A 16,557-nucleotide genomic window follows, 5' to 3' on the forward strand; every position below is an offset into this window, starting at 1 on the left:
CTGTGGATTGTCCGGCACTACGCGCGTAGCGACCGGTTCTCGCGATACGTTCACCCCCACCGCCCGAGGCTTTCCCCTTCAGGAGAGTGCGCCATCAACGCGTCCACGAGTCCACCCGCCACGCCGCCCGCCGATGCCTCCGGCGCGCCGCCCGCCGTCGAACTGCGCGGTATCACCAAGCGGTTCCCCGGCGTCGTCGCCAACCACGACATCGACATCACCGTGCGCAGCGGCACCGTGCACGCCCTGGTGGGCGAGAACGGCGCCGGCAAGTCCACCCTGATGAAGATCCTCTACGGCATGCAGCACCCCGACGAGGGCACCATCGCGGTGGCCGGCAAGGTCGTCTCGCTCGGCGACCCCGGGGACGCCATCGCACTCGGCATCGGCATGGTGCACCAGCACTTCATGCTCGCCGACAACCTCACCGTGCTGGAGAACGTCGTCCTGGGCAGCGAGAAGCTGTACGGGATCGGCAACCGCGCGCGGGCGAGGATCACCGAGATATCCGACGCCTACGGGCTCGGCATCCGGCTCGGCGCGCTCGTGGAGGACCTCGGCGTCGCCGACCGGCAGCGGGTGGAGATCCTCAAGGTCCTCTACCGCGGCGCCCGGATCCTGATCCTGGACGAGCCGACGGCCGTCCTGGTCCCGCAGGAGGTCGAGGCGCTGTTCGAGAACCTGCGGGAGCTGAAGTCCGAGGGCATCACCGTCATCTTCATCTCGCACAAGCTCGGCGAGGTGCTGTCGGTGGCCGACGAGATCACCGTGATCAGGCGCGGCACCACCGTGGGCAGCGCCGACCCCAAGCACACCACCACCAAGCAGCTCGCCGAGCTGATGGTCGGCAGCGAACTGCCCTCGCCCGAGACCCGCGAGTCCACCGTCACCGACGAGCCGATGCTCACCGTGCACGGCCTGCGGCTGGCCGAGACCGACCCCGACGGGGTCGAGCGGATCGTGCTCGACGACATCGGCTTCACCATCCACAAAGGTGAGGTGCTCGGCATCGCCGGCGTCGAGGGCAACGGCCAGGCCGAACTCGTCGAGGCCATCATGGGCATGCGGATACCCGACGGCGGCGCCCTGGAGCTGGACGGCGACGACATCACGCAGGCGCCGACCCGCAAGCGCCGCGAGGACGGGATCGGCTACATCCCCGAGGACCGGCACCGGCACGGGCTGCTGCTGGAAGCCCCGCTGTGGGAGAACCGGATCCTCGGCCACGTCACCGAGCGCCCCAACAGCAAGGGCTTCCTGATCGACGCCGGCGCCGCCCGCCGCGACACCGAGCGGATCGTCGCCGAGTACGACGTGCGCACCCCCGGCATCGAGGTCACCGCGGCCTCGCTGTCCGGCGGCAACCAGCAGAAGCTGATCGTCGGCCGCGAGATGAGCCACCTGCCCAAGCTGCTGATCGCCGCGCACCCCACCCGCGGGGTGGACGTCGGCGCGCAGGCGCAGATCTGGGACCAGATCCGCGCCGCCCGCCGCGAGGGCCTGGCCGTGCTGCTGATCTCCGCCGACCTGGACGAGCTGATCGGTCTGTCGGACACGCTGCGGGTGATGTACCGCGGCCGGCTGGTCGCGGACGCCGACCCGGCCACCATCACCCCTGAGGAACTCGGCTCGGCCATGACCGGCGCCGCCAGCGGCCATCTGGAACACGGACCGGCGAGCGCGGGGGAGAAGGACGCATGAGGAAGTTCGACAAGGACCGGGCGATCCTGGGCGTCGCCGCCCCCGTGCTGGCCGTCGTCGGTGCGCTGGTGGTCACCGCCCTGGTGCTGCTGGCCACCGGCAAGGAGCCGTTCCACGCCTTCAACGTGATGGTGGACTACGGCAGCAAGAGCGACAGCCAGGTCTACATCCTCAACAAGGCGACCACGTACTACCTCGCGGGCCTCGCGGTGGCGGTCGGCTTCCGGATGAACCTGTTCAACATCGGTGTGGACGGCCAGTACCGGCTGGCGGCCTTCTTCGCCGCCGCGGTCGGCGGCGCGCTGTCGCTGCCCGGCGTCATCCAGATCCCGATCATCATCCTCACCTCGATGGTGGTCGGCGCGGCCTGGGCGGCCATCGCCGGTGTGCTGAAGGTGACCCGCGGGGTCAGCGAGGTGATCTCCACGATCATGCTGAACTCGCTGGCCGGCATCGTGATCGGCTACTTCCTGCGGGACGGCAAGCTCGGCCACACCGACAAGGACGCCAACATGGTGTCCACCACCCCGCTGCCGTCCTCCAGCCACCTGTTCAACTTCCACCCGGCGAACACCGACCCGATCGTCGGCTTCATCGTCTTCGCCGTGCTGGCCGGCGTCATCTACTGGTTCGTGCTGTCCCGCACCCGGTTCGGCTTCGACCTGCGGGCGGTCGGCCGCTCGGAGTCCGCCGCCGAGGCCAGCGGCGTCAGCGTCAAGAAGATGGTCGTCACCAGCATGCTGATCTCCGGCGCCATGGCCGGCCTGGTCGGCATGCCCACCCTGCTCAACCAGTCCTACGAGTACGGCACCGACTTCCCGACCGGCATCGGCTTCACCGGCATCGCGGTCGCCCTGCTCGGCCGCAACAACCCGATCGGCATCGGGGTCGGCGCGGTGCTCTGGGCGTTCCTCGAACGCGCCTCCAGCGGCCTGGAGTTCGAGGGCTACGACCAGGAGATCGTCGGCGTGATCCAGGGCGTCATCGTGCTGGCCGTCGTCATCGCCTACGAACTCGTCCGCCGCTACGGCCTCACCCGGCAGCAGCGGCAGGTCGGCGCGGAACTCGCCGCGGCGGCCGGACCGCCGCCACCCGGCGGCCCTGGCGGCTCCGACGGCCGTGACGGCAACGACGACAAGCAGGAGGTGACGGCATGACTGCCACCCAGACCCAGACCCCGCCGCCGGCCGCACCCAAGCTGGCCGGCGGCCGGGCCGGGCGCATCCGGCTCAGCTTCCCGGTGATCCTGCTGATCGTCGCCGCGGCCCTGATCGTGATCTCCGCGGTCCGCGCCATCACCGGCGCCGAGGACGTCACCTCGTCCGGGCAGATAGCCGGCGCGCTGGCCGGCGCCGTGCCGATCGGCCTCGCGGGCCTGGCCGGCCTGTGGTCGGAGCGGGCCGGCGTGGTCAACATCGGCCTTGAGGGCATGATGATCCTCGGCACGTTCTTCGGCGCGTGGGCCGGCTGGCAGACCAACCCGTGGCTCGGCGTGCTGGCCGGCGTGCTCGGCGGCGCGGCCGGCGGCCTGGTGCACGCGATCGTCACCGTCACCTTCGGCGTGGACCACATCATCGCCGGTGTCGCCATGAACATCCTTGCCACCGGCGTCACCGCCTACCTCGCCAAGCGCTGGTTCAACGTCGGCGAGGCCGCGCAGAAGGGCGGCAGCCCCAAGCAGTCGCCACCGATGGGCGACATCAAGAACTTCACCGTGCCCGGGCTCTCGCACTGGCTGGCCACCCTGGAGAAGCACCACTGGTTCCTGGTCTCCGACCTGGCCGGTGTGATCGGCGGCCTGGTCACCAGCATCTCCGCGCTCACCCTGCTCGCCGTGGTGCTGTTCGTCGCGACCTTCTTCGTGCTGTGGCGCAGCGCGTTCGGCCTGCGGCTGCGGTCCTGCGGAGAGAACCCCGTTGCCGCCGAGTCGTTGGGTGTCAACGTGTACCTCTACAAATACCTCGCGGTGATCATCTCCGGCGGCCTGGCCGGCCTCGGCGGTGTCTTCCTCGCCATCGGCACCCACTTCTACCTGGCGGGACAGACCGGCGGACGCGGCTACATCGGCCTGGCCGCGATGATCTTCGGCAACTGGCGGCCCGGCGGACTCGCCATGGGCGCCGGCCTGTTCGGCTACGCGGACAGCCTGCAACTGCGCAACGGCGCGCCGTCCGTGCACGCCCTGCTGCTGCTTCTCGCGCTGCTGCTGCTGGCGATGGGCGCCTGGAAGTTCTACCGCGGCGCCCGGATCGGCGCGGCCGTCTCGACCGGCTTCGCCGTCCTGCTCGCGCTCTGGTACGCGTTCACCGACTCGGTGCCGGACCAGGTCGTGCAGGCCACGCCGTACGTCGCCACGCTGCTGGTGATGGGGCTGTCCGCGCAGCGGCTGCGGATGCCGAAGGCGGACGGGATGCCGTACCGGAAGGGTGAGGGCGGGTGAGCGGGGTGCCTTCCGCTGTGGGCGTGTTGTCCGCCGACGTGGACTGGGAAGCGCTGCGGACCGCCGCCAAGGAGGTCATGGAACGGGCCTACGCCCCGTACTCCGGCTTCCCGGTCGGCGCGGCGGCGCTGGTACGGGACGCGGCCGGCTCCGGTGCACTGCGGACGGTCGTCGGCTGCAACGTGGAGAACGCGGCCTACGGGGTCGCGCTCTGCGCCGAATGCGGCCTGGTCTCCGCGCTGCACGCCACCGGCGGCGGCCGGCTCGTCGCCTTCACCTGCTGCGACCGCGACGGCGCCCGGCTGATGCCGTGCGGCCGGTGCCGGCAGCTGCTGTGGGAGAACGGCGGCCCCGACCTGCTGGTGGACACCGGGCGGGGAGTGCGGCCGATGTCGGAGATCCTGCCGGACGCCTTCGGGGCGGAGGACCTGGACCGCTAGGTCCGGGCGCCGCTGATGTTTGCTGATCACCATCGCTGATGCTGGGGAAATCCATGGACGTCATTTCCGTCATCCGTACCAAGCGCGACCGGGGCCGGCTCAGCGATGAGCAGATCGACTGGGTGATCGACGCGTACACCCGCGGCGCGGTCGCCGACGAGCAGATGTCGGCGCTCGCCATGGCCATCCTGCTCAACGGCATGGACCGGGCCGAGATCGCCCGCTGGACCGCCGCGATGATCGCCTCCGGCGAGCGGATGGACTTCTCCGGCCTGTCCCGGCCGACCGCCGACAAGCACTCCACCGGCGGCGTCGGCGACAAGATCACCCTGCCGCTCGCCCCGGTGGTCGCCGCGTGCGGCGCGGCAGTCCCGCAGCTGTCCGGCCGCGGCCTCGGCCACACCGGCGGCACCCTGGACAAACTGGAGTCCATCCCCGGCTGGCGCGCCTCGCTCAGCAACGACGAGATGCTCGCCGTGCTCGGCGACGCGGGCGCGGTGGTCTGCGCGGCGGGCGACGGGCTCGCGCCGGCCGACAAGAAGCTCTACGCGCTGCGGGACGTCACGGCGACGGTCGAGTCGATCCCGCTGATCGCCTCCTCGATCATGTCGAAGAAGATCGCCGAGGGCACGGGATCGCTCGTGCTCGACGTGAAGGTGGGCTCCGGGGCGTTCATGAAGTCCCTGGAGGACGCGCGGGAGTTGGCCGCCACGATGGTCGGCCTCGGCGGGGACCACGGCGTCCGGACGGTCGCGCTCCTCACCGACATGTCCGTCCCGCTCGGCCTGACGGCCGGCAACGCGCTCGAAGTCCGCGAGTCGGTGGAGGTACTGGCCGGCGGCGGCCCGGCCGACGTCATCGAGCTGACGCTCGCGCTCGCGCGGGAGATGCTCGACGCGGCGGGCCTGCCGGACGCGGACCCGGCGAAGGCGCTCGCGGACGGCTCCGCGATGGACGTGTGGCGGCGGATGATCCGGGCGCAGGGCGGCGACCCCGCGGCTTCGCTTCCCGTGGCACGGGAGCGGCACGTTGTGGCTGCGCCGGCTTCCGGGGTGTTGACGTCGCTGGACGCGTACGGGGTGGGGGTCGCGGCGTGGCGGCTCGGCGCCGGGCGGGCGCGCAAGGAGGACGCGGTGCAGGCGGGGGCGGGGGTTGAGCTGCACGCGAAGCCTGGGGACGCGGTGGCGGCGGGGGAGCCGTTGCTGACGCTGCACACGGACGAGGCGTCGCTTTTCCCTTACGCGGAGGAGGCGTTGGCGGGGGCGTTCACGATCGCCCCGCCGGGCACGGCGTTTGCGGCGAAGCCGCTTCTGTTGGACCGCATCGCGTAGGCGGCCCGGCGCGGTGGCCCGGCCGCCGGGTGGGGAGGCGGTGGTTCGCTCCCGGTGCACCCGGGAGGTGGTGCCGTTCGTTTTCCCGGCTGGGCGCCGTGCCTGCCGGTGTTTCCCACCGCCCCGCCCGTGCAGGTGCGTCCTTGGGTGCACGTCTTGTGGTGGGTGGGGTCGGTGCCGGTCCGGGGCACGTCCTCGGATTCCCTCCGCGCGGGCTTGTTTTTCGGGTGCACCGCCGTTTGTCGGAAATCCTGCGGGCGCACCCCGGCCCGTCCCCTCCCGGGCCGGACGGCGGCTTCACGGCCGCTGGGGGTGATCGGCGCGTCAGGTGGGTGGTCGCTGAACTTCGCCGGCGGCGACTCAGTCGCTGCTCGTCCGGATCTGCGCCCCGTGCTCGTTGCGCTCGTACGTGCGCCGGACGTTCTTCTCGATCTTGCGAGTGACCTCCGCGTCGAGGTCCAGTCCGCAGCCTAGTGGGAATCGCGGGCCGTCTGCCGATGGGCGAGATCACCACCCACCCGCCGGTCTGCCTGCCCTGCGCCCACCACTCGCGGACGCGGTGATGTCGAGAAGGCGTGTGCGGCTCCGTCCCCGGAGTGAAGCGGTCAGAATGGGCCGCACCGGCACGAGGAGAAAGACCCCATGGCCAAGTACCTGCTCCTGAAGCACTACCGCGGCGCGCCCGACGCGGTCAACAACGTCCCCATGGCGCAGTGGACGCCCGACGAGATCTCCGCGCATGTGGCGTACATGAACGACTTCGCCGGGCGGCTGGAGGAGACCGGGGAGTTCGTCGAGAGCCAGGCGCTGTCGCCTGAGGGGATGTTCGTCCGGTATGACGGGGAGGGGCGGCCGCCGGTCACCGACGGGCCGTTCGCCGAGACGAAGGACGTGATCGCCGGCTGGATGGTGATCGACGTGGACAGCCGCGAGCGGGCCGTGGAGCTGGCGGGGGAGCTGTCGGCCGCGCCCGGGGCGGGCGGGAAGCCGATTCACGAGTGGCTGGAGTTGCGGCCGTTCCTGGGCACGTGCCACACCGACACGGAGTGAACGAGGTTCTGCTGCGCAGTCTGACTCCGGCCGTGCTGGGCGTCCTCGTCCGCCGCGGAGCGGATTTCGCGGCGGCCGAGGATGCCGTCCAGGAGGCGCTGGTCGAGGCGGTCCGGGTGTGGCCGGGGGAGGAGCCGCGGGATCCGAAGGCGTGGCTCGTCACCGTGGCCTGGCGGCGGTTCCTGGACGCGGCCAGGGCGGACACGTCCAGGCGGCGGCGGGAGGAGCGGGTGGAGGAGGAGCCGCCGCCGGGGGAGGCTCCCGCGATCGACGACACGCTGCAGCTGTACTTCCTGTGCGCGCACCCGTCGTTGACGCCGTCGTCGGCGGTCGCGCTGACGTTGCGGGCGGTCGGCGGGCTGACGACGAAGCAGATCGCCCGCGCCTACCTGGTGCCCGAGACGACGATGGGCCAGCGGATCAGCCGCGCCAAGCGGACGGTCTCCGACGTGCGGTTCGACCAGCCCGGGGACGTCGCGACCGTGCTGCGGGTGCTCTACCTGGTCTTCAACGAGGGCTACTCCGGCGACGTCGACCTCGCCGCCGAGGCGATCAGGCTCACCCGGCAGCTCGCGGCCGCGATCGACCACCCCGAGGTGGCCGGCCTGCTGGCCCTGATGCTGCTCCACCACGCCCGGCGCGCCGCCAGGACGACGTCCGACGGCAGCCTGGTGACGCTCGCCGAGCAGGACCGCGGCCGGTGGGACACCACGCTGATCGCCGAGGGCGTGCGGATCCTCCAGACGGCGCTGTCCCGCGACCGCCTCGGCGAGTTCCAGGCCCAGGCGGCCATCGCGGCCCTGCACGCGGACGCGCCGGCCGCCGAGGAGACCGACTGGGTGCAGATCGTCGAGTGGTACGACGAGCTGACCCAGCTGACCGACAACCCCCTGGTCCGCCTCAACCGCGCGGTGGCCGTCGCCGAGGCCGACGGCCCCCAGGCCGGCCTGGCCGCCCTGTCAGCCCTGGACGGCTCCCTCCCCCGCTACACCGCGGTCGCCGCCTACCTCCAGGAACGCGCCGGCGACCTGACCACGGCCGCCCGCCTCTACGCCGAGGCCGCCCAGAAAGCCCCCGACCTCCCCGAACACGTCCACCTCACCCGCCAGGCCGCCCGCCTCAACACCCGTTCCCGCGGCTAGAACCCGTCCGGCCGGCCAACGTCGTCGTGCCCTCGCTACGAGGAGCGAAGTATGGGCTCGATCTCCGCGAGGCTTGCCTGCAGCAGGCGGGCTCCCCGGGCAACACGATCGTCGGCGTCGCCCGACATCTCCTCGCAGAGTCGCAGCGCCTCGTCCAGATCGTCCGAGAAGACGCTGAAGACATCGACGGTCGCGGTGTGGATCCAATCGGCGTGGTTGTCGTCGGCGACGGCCAGCGCGGACGCGACGGTCGTCAGTCCGGCCTTGTCCTTTCGCCGGAGCAATGCCTCGGCGGTTTGCCGCGTGACGAAGGTGTCGTCCGGATCCAGCACGAGCTTCAGTAGCAGCTCGGCGGCCTCCTGCATCTCGGCGAACGCTGCCAGGCCATGACCGGCATCCGCCCGGTCACCCCAGTCGTCGCTTCGCCCGAGATCGCCCAGCGCGATGACGACCGCCCGCCGCAAGCCTTCGTCCACGAATTCGCCCGCCCCCAAGATCCCGGTCAAATTACCACCGAGGCGCCCCACCAGTGATCGACCGGGCCCCCGGCCCCTCAGGCCGTCGTCAGGGACGTCAGGGCTCGGTTCATCGCGGCGGTGAACTCTTCCGGTGCCAGTGGCAGGCGGGATTTGACGTCGCGGCTCCACTGGTCGGCGAGGACCTCGGCGGCGGCCGCCTCGACGCCGTCGAGGGCCGCGTCGGCCAGGGCCGGCGGGGCGATCTTGGCCACGGGCCAGCCCGCGGCCATGTCGGTGTCGGCCAGGCCGAGGTGGACCGCTGTCACGAGGGTGCCCTGTTCGGCGAGCTCCAGGCGGACGCCGTTGGTCATGGCCCACGCGGCGGCCTTGGTCAGGTGGTAGGCGCCCGCGCCCCTGGCGCCGAACCACGACATGGCGGAGAGGACGTTCACGATCGCGCCGCCGCCGCTCCCGGCGAGCGCCGGCGCGAACGCGCGGATCATCTCCAGGTGGCCGAACATGTTGGTCTCCAGCTCGTGCCGCACCGCGTCCAGCGAGCCGGTCACCAGGTCGGTGCCCGTCTGGATCCCCGCGTTGTTGACGAGCAGCGAGACGTCCGGGGCGGCCTCGGCGGCGGCCCGCACGGATGCGGGGTCGGCGATGTCGAGGGGCAGCACCTCGACGCCGGGCAGGTCCACGCTCTCGGGTCGGCGGGCCGTCGCGTAAACCTTGCGGGCGCCCCGTTCGAGCAGGCGCTGGGCGAAGGCGCGGCCCAGGCCGCGGTTGGCCCCGGTGACCAGGGCGACTGAATCGTTGATGTCCATGCCCGGTACGCTAAAACCTGACGCTGACGTCAGAGGCAAGTGCTGGTCGGCAGGACCGGGGTGAGAACCGGGGTGAGAGGAGTCACCATGACCGTCACGGAGGCCGCACCCGAGCGGCTGGTCCGCATCGGCGAGGTGGCGCGGGGCGCCGGTGTCTCGGTGCGGGCCGTGCGCTACTACGAGCAGCAGGGACTGCTCAGCGCGGAGCGCAGCCCGTCCGGCCAGCGCCTCTACCGGCAGGACGCCGTCACTCTGGTGCGCTTCTTCCAGCAGATGTTCGCCGCCGGCCTGACCAGCCGGAGGATCACCGAACTCCTTCCGTGCTGGGACTCCGGGCACACCGACGCCGGGCAACGAGCCATGCTGCGCGCCGAGCGCGACCGCATCCAGGCCAAGGTCGACGACCTCCAGGCCGCCCTGGACCGGCTCGACGAGGTCATCGCGATCACGGACACGCACCCGTAGATGCGGCCGGTCCGGACGGGCGCAGCAGCGATCCACGGCGGGCAACCGGGCCGGGGCCGGGGGGAGACGGGGGTGTGTGATGATCCCCGTATGGCATCCATACGACCGTGGCCGGTCGCCCTCACCACCGCTGCTCTTCTCGCCGTTGCCGGGTGCTCGTCCGGCGGCAGCGGCGGCGGCCACGCGACGGCCACCCCCGGCGCGTCCACACCGTCCGCGACGGCCTCGGGGAATGCGGGGGACGCGGGGGACGGCGGGTCCGGGAAGGCGACTCCGGGCGGTGGCACCGCCAAGCAGACTCTGCCCGGGACGGTGCCGACGGGCTCCACCGCCCCGCAGCCCAAGTCCCCGGTCAAGCCGGGCGACTCGCTCAAGAACGGCGGCTCCGGCGGGACCCCGCCGCGCTACGGCGGGCCCGCCGCGGACAGTGCCCTCACCGAGGACAACAGCCCGTGCCCGAACTCCGGTTACCGCCTCACCGGCGTGGGGGACGCGGCGGCCGGCCTGCGGGTCGTCACCGTCTACCTGACGAACTGCGGCAGCAAGTCGCTGACCCTGGAAGGCTACCCGTCCGTCCGCCTCCAGGACGAGGACCACAACCGGATCGCGAAGGTGGCCGTCCACCACGGAGTCGACGTCACGACGGCCGTGGACGACCCGGCGCCCCGGAAGATCACCGTGGCTCCCGGCTCCCGGGCGCTGACCACCCTGGTGTGGCGGAACCTCGTCACGGACGGCACGGTCGAGGCGACCACCGGCACGTACGTGGAGATGAGTCCGGCCGCGGGCCGGCCGCCGCAGTTGGTGCAGGAGACCGTGGACCTCGGCACCACCGGCAAGCTCGACGTGACGGCCTGGCGCCTGCCCTGACCGCACCGGACCGGCCCGGTTCGCCGTCGGCCGTCGTCAGCCCAGGTTTGCCGACCCGGCCGGCCACCGGGCCGCCGTCAGCCCGCCGCCGCCTTCACCACCGCGTCGATCCGGTCCCGCACCTCCCGCAGCCCGGCCAGGTTGTCCGCCACCTGCTGCCGCTGTATCGATGACTCCACCTCGAACCAGACCGCGACCAGACCGGTCTTCGCCTTGCAGTCCACGTCGGCGACCGCCGCGGCGATCGCCGCCTTGCCGGCCGGCCGCCCGTCCGAATCCGGGGCGAGCCGGGAGGCGTTCAGCGGGTTGTCGATGGTGTAGCCGTCGGCCTTCATGCACCCCGACCATGCGGTGATCGCCGCCCGCACCCGTGGCTCGGCCTGGGACCTGTCGAGGCTCGCCGCGTCCAGCCGGCCCGGCAGACCGGTGTCGATCCGGTCGGCGCCGATCGCGCCGTTCGCCTCGGTGGCACACCCGCCGGCCGGCACCGCCCTGCCGTGGTAGGCGGCCACCTTGGCCGCGCCGGGACGCGTCGAGACCTGACCGGTGAGCACGGCCTCGGCCGCGGCCGACAGCTTCGGCTGCTGCGGCGGCGTCCGGTTCTCGTCGCCCAGGTCGTAGCCGAGCTTCGCGGCCTGGGCGCGGTCCATCAGGCCGTACCGGCGTCCCATGTTGGAGTCGTCGTTGTTGGGCGGCGGATCCCAACCGGGGGGCGCCGGTGTGTAGTTGATGCCGTAGCGGGCCATGCAGCGGGTCTCCAGCCGGTCGACGGCCTGCTCGATGGCCACCGAGTCCGGGTACGTCTCCATGTATGCCTCAAGCGGCAGCACCATGCCCTTGGACAGCCCGGTGGTGGGGACCTTCGCCGGCCACCCGGCCCGGCCGGCGGCCGGACCGTCCGTTCCGGGTGCCGCACCCGGGCCGCCGGCCCCGGACGTGGTGGAGTCCGGGGCCGACGAGGAACACCCGGCGAGCAGGGTGGCCGACAGTGCCAGCGCGGCGATGGCGCTCAGGCGCCGGCGCCTGCCGCCGGCGGGCACGGAGTGGCTGAGTGGCACGGTGGCCCTTTCTTCTCGCGGGGCGGCCGTCACGCCTCAGGCGATGTGCTGGGACGCGTTGTTGTTCTTGAGCGTGGAGTCGAGGTTGACGTCGTGCGAGCAGGTGTTCTTCGTGAACGTCTGCGAATGCCCCAGGTATTTTGAATTGAAGTAGACCCGGTAGTTGTCGAGGGCGCCGCAGGTGCCCACCGCGGCAGCGTTGTTCTTCACGGCCTGGCCGGAACCGTTCCCGAAGTTCTTCTGGAAGATGTAGTGCCAGTGGTAGTTGTTCCCCTCGGAGACCGAGGTGTCGTAGTCGTAGTTGCTGACATTTCCGTTGAAGGTCGCCGTGCTTCCCGACGCGTCCGGGTAGCCGGGAATGATCGAGTTGTAGAAGAGCGTCAGCCCGTTTATCGACCCGTTGGAACAGCCGCTCGGGTGTACCGCGCAGTTGTCGGAGACGTCGATCGTGATGGTGGCCATCGGCTTGATGTCAGCCGCGTTGGCGGGGGCGCTGGACAGGAGCGCCGCCCCGGCGGCGCCGGCCGCTGCGACGAACACTCCGGTTCGTGAAAGACAAGTGCGGACAGGCATGTAGGTGACTCCCTTTTCGGCAGGGCACGAACCTTGGTGTTCGTGATTTTCGAGAACCTGGCCAAATCTGCCCCAGATCCTCACGGCGGCAATACGGCATGATAGGCACGGGTGAGTTTTCCGGGGAATCATGAACTTTGAAGTTCGTATGAACCTCAGAATTGACGAACCTCCATGTTCCTTGTTCTCGGCTCGCCGATGGCGGGCCCATATGTGCACAGACAGGGGGAATCAGTGCCGAAATCTCGGCTGAGAAAGACCTCCGGCGTTCTTGCCGTCCTCGCGGTGGGCGCGGCCGTGCTCCAGGCCCCGTCCGCGTGGGCGGCGGCCCGGACCTCGGACGCACCGGCCAAGCAGACGCAGGCGCCGGCCACGGCGAACGCGTCCGGGGCCGCCGGCCCCGGAGCATCCGTGCCGGCCGCCCATCGCGACGCCCTGCTGGGGACGGGCTGGCAGAAGTCCGCCGACCGCGCGGTCACCACCGACGGCGACGCGACCGGCTTCCACGTCATGACCGCCACCAAGGCCAGCGGGTACCAGTGGAAGACCGCCGCCACCCTGTCGGAACCGGGGGTGGACACCGACCAGTGGATCGGGCAGTTGTGCGTCACCGGCTCCGGCGACCGGGCCGTCGTCGTCTACGCCCCGCGCCAACTGGTCAACGACACCGTCGCGTTCGAGCGCGGCGCGCTGGCCGCCGTGGTGGACCTGCGGACCGGCGCGGTCACCAAGCTGCCGCAGCAGGTCTCGATCGCCTACCACGACCCGGGGTGCGGCACCGGCGAGACGGCGGTGCTCTCCCGGCTGGAGACCGACGGCGCCACCCCGGTGACCAGGCTGTTCACCGTGGACGCCGCCAAGGGCACGATGACGGCGGCCACCAGCACGCCCGGCCAGGTCACCGCCGCGGTGCCCGACGGCTCGGGCATCGCCGCCGCCAAGGGCAACAAGGTGGTCTCGGTCGGCGCCAAGGGCGCGGTCAAGGTGCTCGCCGCGGCGACCGCCTCACCCGCGCGGCTGTCGGTCGACGCCCAGGGCGGCATCGGCTGGGAGGTCACCAGCGGTGACACCACCGAGTTCCACCGGACGGTGAACGGGCACGACACCGTGCTCGGACACACCGCGGCCGGCCGGGCGCAGCTGCACGACCAGGGCGGCCGGGTCTACGTCGTCGGGCCGGACGCGGCGAAGGCGGCGGCCACGCTGCCGGCCGGCTGGCAGCGGCTCGCGGTGCCCACCGCGGACGCCGACATCTCCACCCGCGGCGAGCTCGCCGTCACCAGCGCCACCAACAAGAAGGAGGCCGCCGGGGCGAACACCGCCGTGCACCAGGCGGACGTCGCCGACCCGGTGGACATCCAGTCCCGCAGCATGACGGTCCCGGCGACGGCGCGGCAGCAGCCGCGGGTGGACTTCCACCTCCTGCCGCAGGCGCTGCGCCCGGCCGACGGCAGCAAGGCCAGCCCGGCGCTGTACGTGCCCGCCGCCGCGACGCCAGGCGCCGTCAAGAAGGCCACCGCCAAGACCGCCGGGACCGCGAAGACCGCCGGGACCGCCAAGACCGCCGGGGCCGCGAAGTCCGGTTCGTCCGGTACGGCGGCGAGCCCCGCGGCGGACCCGGACCCGTCCACCACCACCTGGGACCCGGACCGCGCCTGCGCGGTGCCGCGCAACGACCCGACGGTGCAGACCCTGCAGCCGACTCCGGCCATGGCGGAGTGGGCCGTCGACCTCGCGGTCAAGGGCAGCCTCACCGTCAACCGCCCCGCCAACTGGAACGGCGACGGGCTGCCCGCGTACACCCCGCAGGGCCTGTTCCCGTCACACGCGCTGACCGGCGGCGGGCAGGTGCCGGCGCAGGTGCTGCTCGGCGTGCTCGCGCAGGAGTCCAACATGTGGCAGGCGTCCAACCACGCGGTGGACGGCCAGGCCGGCAACTTCGAACAGGGCGGCTTCTACGGCCCGATCGGCAGTACGACGGTCAACTGGGCCGCTGCCGACTGCGGTTACGGCATGGCGCAGGTCACCACCGGCATGGCGAAGATCATCGGTCCCGGGATCTACAACTCCACCCAGCAGAAGGCCATCGCGATCGACTACGCGGCGAACGCCGCCGCCGGCCTGGAGATCCTCCAGGACAAGTGGAACCAGCTGGCCGCCGCCGGCATGAAGGTCAACGACGGCAACCCGAAGTACCTGGAGAACTGGTGGTTCGCCCTGTGGGCGTACAACTCCGGTTATCACGACCAGGGTTCCGACCCCACCGGCGCGTACGGCCTCGGCTGGGCCAACAACCCGGTCAACCCTGACTACCCCGCCGACCGTTCGCACTTCCTGCAGAACACCTACGACGACGCCAAGACCCCCAACCACTGGTCGTACCCCGAGCGGGTGATGGGCTGGGCCTCGCACGCCCTGCTGCGCTACGACTACGTGAACAAGGCGTACATCAACTCCTACCGCACCGCCAACTACCCGACCGGCTACGGCGACAGCGCCGAGCCGCCGCACGACGTCTTCTGCACGGTGGCCGGCGACCAGTGCGACACCACCAAGCCGCACCAGCCCGGCCAGTACCCGACCGAGCCGGCTGGCGCCTGCCAGCGGGACGACCTCGAATGCTGGTGGCACACCTCGGCCTCCTGGGCCGAGTGCTCGCTGATGTGCGGCACCGAGAACATCCACTACGCGCCCGGCACCGCCGAGCCCACCCCGCCGTCGATCTACCCACCGCACTGCTACACCGCCAATCAGCTGCCCGCGGGGACGGTGATCGTCGACGACGTGCCGACCAGCGTGCTCGGCCCCAACTCCTGCGGGCTGTACGACTATCAAACCCATGGAGCGCTGACCTTCACGTTCGGCTCGTCCACCGGCACCACCACCACCTACCCGAGCAAGATCGACTTCCACCAGATCGGCGCCGGCCTCGGCGGCCACACCTGGTTCGCGCACACCCGTCCCTCCTGGGACACCTCCGACAAGATCACCGGCACCTGGACGCCGACGGCGATGAGCGGCTACGTCCGGATCTTCGTCCACCTGCCGGGCGCGGGCGCGCAGACCCAGCAGGCGCACTACACCGTCCACACCAGCGACGGCGACCAGAGCCGTTACATCCCCACCAACACCAGCGGCAACCTGTGGGTGAACCTCGGGGTCTTCCACTCCACGACCACCCCCACCCTGTCGCTGGACAACATCTCCTCGGACGGCACCGGCGACGACGACATCGCCTGGGACGCGGCGGCCTTCCAGCCGATGTCGGCAAAGCCGGCCAACTACGTGGTGACGATGGGCGATTCGTACACCTCCGGCGAGGGAGCCGGCGCCTACGAGGGCCAGAGCGACAACAACTACGGCAACTCCAACTGGGACGCCTGCCACCGCAGCGCCAACTCCTGGTCCCGCAAGACCAAGCTGCCCGGACAGTCCTCCACCATCGGCGCCCTCGCGGACGCCGACAGCAACGCGCTGGACTACCACTCCATCGCCTGCTCAGGGGCCTACGCGTACAAGGGGATGGCCCTCGGTGACCCCGGCACGTGGGGCTACGACGGCCAGTTCCACGAGAAGTCGCAGCTGGACTCCGGCTTCGTCAACAACGACACCACCCTGGTACTGCTGACGGCAGGGGGCAACGACGCGAGCTTCTCCGACACGATCAAGTCGTGTTCCGTGGCGCCCGGTACCAGTTGCCCGTCGGAGGCGACTATGGAGACGAACGTGACCACGGGCGTCGGCCATGTGAAATCGCTGCTGGGGCAGATCCACAGCAAGGCGCCGCACGCCAAGATCGTGCTGATGAGCTACCCGGAGATCTTCTCCCCGAACGCGGGCAGTTGTCTGGACGTGATCCCGTCCGGCACTCAGGTGACGCTCAACGAGGTCGCGGTCTACATGCAGAACGCGGAGAGCGACATGGTCATCGGCTTGCAGAACGCCACGAAGCCGGTGCCGGTCACCTTCCTCCCGGTGGACGACGCGTTCTCCGGCAAACGTGTCTGCGGCAACCCGGAGGACATCAACAACGTCGTCACCGGACAGCGGAGCCCCGGCGACTTCGACTGTAGCCTGCAAGGCGCTCCCACCTACTGCATCAGCCGGGAGAGCTACCACCCCAAGAGCGCCGGCACCCAGCTCTACGCCGACGTGCTGACCGCCGCGCTGCCGTCCATCCTCTGACCGGCCCCGCCCGTCCGTCC

Annotated in this window: 14 protein-coding genes; 10 read left to right on the forward strand and 4 right to left on the reverse strand. The window is 71.1% G+C overall.

Annotated elements, in window-relative coordinates; genetic code table 11:
• Positions 1-93: 93 nt before the first annotated feature.
• The 7 genes from ACQPW6_RS25300 (at position 94) to ACQPW6_RS25330 (ending at position 8,104) form a co-directional block, all read left to right on the forward strand.
• Positions 94-1,701 carry an ABC transporter ATP-binding protein gene (locus tag ACQPW6_RS25300; protein WP_433894652.1) on the forward strand — a complete coding sequence of 536 codons (1,608 nt, stop codon included), beginning with the start codon at positions 94-96 and terminating at the stop codon, positions 1,699-1,701.
• Positions 1,698-2,858 (forward strand): ABC transporter permease, encoded by a 1,161-nt coding sequence (locus tag ACQPW6_RS25305; protein WP_433891965.1) that lies wholly within the window; start codon positions 1,698-1,700, stop codon positions 2,856-2,858. Before ACQPW6_RS25300 ends, ACQPW6_RS25305 begins: the two co-directional genes overlap by 4 nt.
• Positions 2,855-4,141 (forward strand): ABC transporter permease, encoded by a 1,287-nt coding sequence (locus tag ACQPW6_RS25310; protein WP_433891966.1) that lies wholly within the window; start codon positions 2,855-2,857, stop codon positions 4,139-4,141. Before ACQPW6_RS25305 ends, ACQPW6_RS25310 begins: the two co-directional genes overlap by 4 nt.
• Positions 4,138-4,581, forward strand: a complete 444-nt coding sequence (locus tag ACQPW6_RS25315) for a cytidine deaminase (protein ID WP_433891967.1) — start codon at positions 4,138-4,140, stop codon at positions 4,579-4,581. Before ACQPW6_RS25310 ends, ACQPW6_RS25315 begins: the two co-directional genes overlap by 4 nt.
• 53 nt (positions 4,582-4,634) lie before the next feature.
• Positions 4,635-5,912, forward strand: a complete 1,278-nt coding sequence (locus tag ACQPW6_RS25320) for a thymidine phosphorylase (RefSeq protein ID WP_433891968.1) — start codon at positions 4,635-4,637, stop codon at positions 5,910-5,912.
• 642 nt (positions 5,913-6,554) lie between these two features.
• Positions 6,555-6,962, forward strand: coding sequence for a YciI family protein (locus ACQPW6_RS25325; RefSeq protein WP_433891969.1), 408 nt, complete (start codon positions 6,555-6,557; stop codon positions 6,960-6,962).
• Positions 6,959-8,104, forward strand: coding sequence for an RNA polymerase sigma factor (locus ACQPW6_RS25330; protein WP_433891970.1), 1,146 nt, complete (start codon positions 6,959-6,961; stop codon positions 8,102-8,104). The genes ACQPW6_RS25325 and ACQPW6_RS25330 overlap by 4 nt, the downstream gene beginning before the upstream one ends.
• 35 nt (positions 8,105-8,139) lie before the next feature.
• On the opposite strand, the gene ACQPW6_RS25335 is transcribed toward ACQPW6_RS25330, so the two are convergent.
• Positions 8,140-8,610 (reverse strand): hypothetical protein, encoded by a 471-nt coding sequence (locus ACQPW6_RS25335; protein ID WP_433891971.1) that lies wholly within the window; start codon positions 8,608-8,610, stop codon positions 8,140-8,142.
• A 47-nt stretch (positions 8,611-8,657) separates the two neighbouring features.
• Positions 8,658-9,386 (reverse strand): SDR family oxidoreductase, encoded by a 729-nt coding sequence (locus ACQPW6_RS25340; RefSeq protein ID WP_433891972.1) that lies wholly within the window; start codon positions 9,384-9,386, stop codon positions 8,658-8,660.
• An 87-nt stretch (positions 9,387-9,473) separates the two neighbouring features.
• Here ACQPW6_RS25340 and ACQPW6_RS25345 point away from each other — a divergent pair, with 87 nt between their 5' ends.
• Together ACQPW6_RS25345 and ACQPW6_RS25350 are read left to right on the forward strand one after the other, a co-directional pair.
• The gene (locus ACQPW6_RS25345; RefSeq protein WP_433891973.1) at positions 9,474-9,851 is read left to right on the forward strand and encodes a MerR family transcriptional regulator; all 378 of its coding nucleotides are present in this window, start codon (positions 9,474-9,476) and stop codon (positions 9,849-9,851) included.
• Between the two features lie 90 nt (positions 9,852-9,941).
• Positions 9,942-10,721 (forward strand): DUF4232 domain-containing protein, encoded by a 780-nt coding sequence (locus tag ACQPW6_RS25350; RefSeq protein ID WP_433891974.1) that lies wholly within the window; start codon positions 9,942-9,944, stop codon positions 10,719-10,721.
• Between the two features lie 77 nt (positions 10,722-10,798).
• On the opposite strand, the gene ACQPW6_RS25355 is transcribed toward ACQPW6_RS25350, so the two are convergent.
• A complete protein-coding gene (locus ACQPW6_RS25355; protein ID WP_433891975.1) occupies positions 10,799-11,779 on the reverse strand; it encodes a hypothetical protein in 981 nt (326 codons plus the stop codon).
• A gap of 36 nt (positions 11,780-11,815) precedes the next feature.
• A complete protein-coding gene (locus tag ACQPW6_RS25360; RefSeq protein ID WP_433891976.1) occupies positions 11,816-12,319 on the reverse strand; it encodes a hypothetical protein in 504 nt (167 codons plus the stop codon).
• Between the two features lie 267 nt (positions 12,320-12,586).
• On the opposite strand from ACQPW6_RS25360, the gene ACQPW6_RS25365 reads away from it, so the two are divergent.
• A complete protein-coding gene (locus tag ACQPW6_RS25365) occupies positions 12,587-16,537 on the forward strand; it encodes an SGNH/GDSL hydrolase family protein (RefSeq protein ID WP_433891977.1) in 3,951 nt (1,316 codons plus the stop codon).
• The last annotated feature ends 20 nt before the right edge of the window (positions 16,538-16,557 follow it).

Source organism: Streptomyces sp. CA-111067, assembly GCF_050956065.1.
Taxonomy (GTDB): domain Bacteria; phylum Actinomycetota; class Actinomycetes; order Streptomycetales; family Streptomycetaceae; genus Actinacidiphila.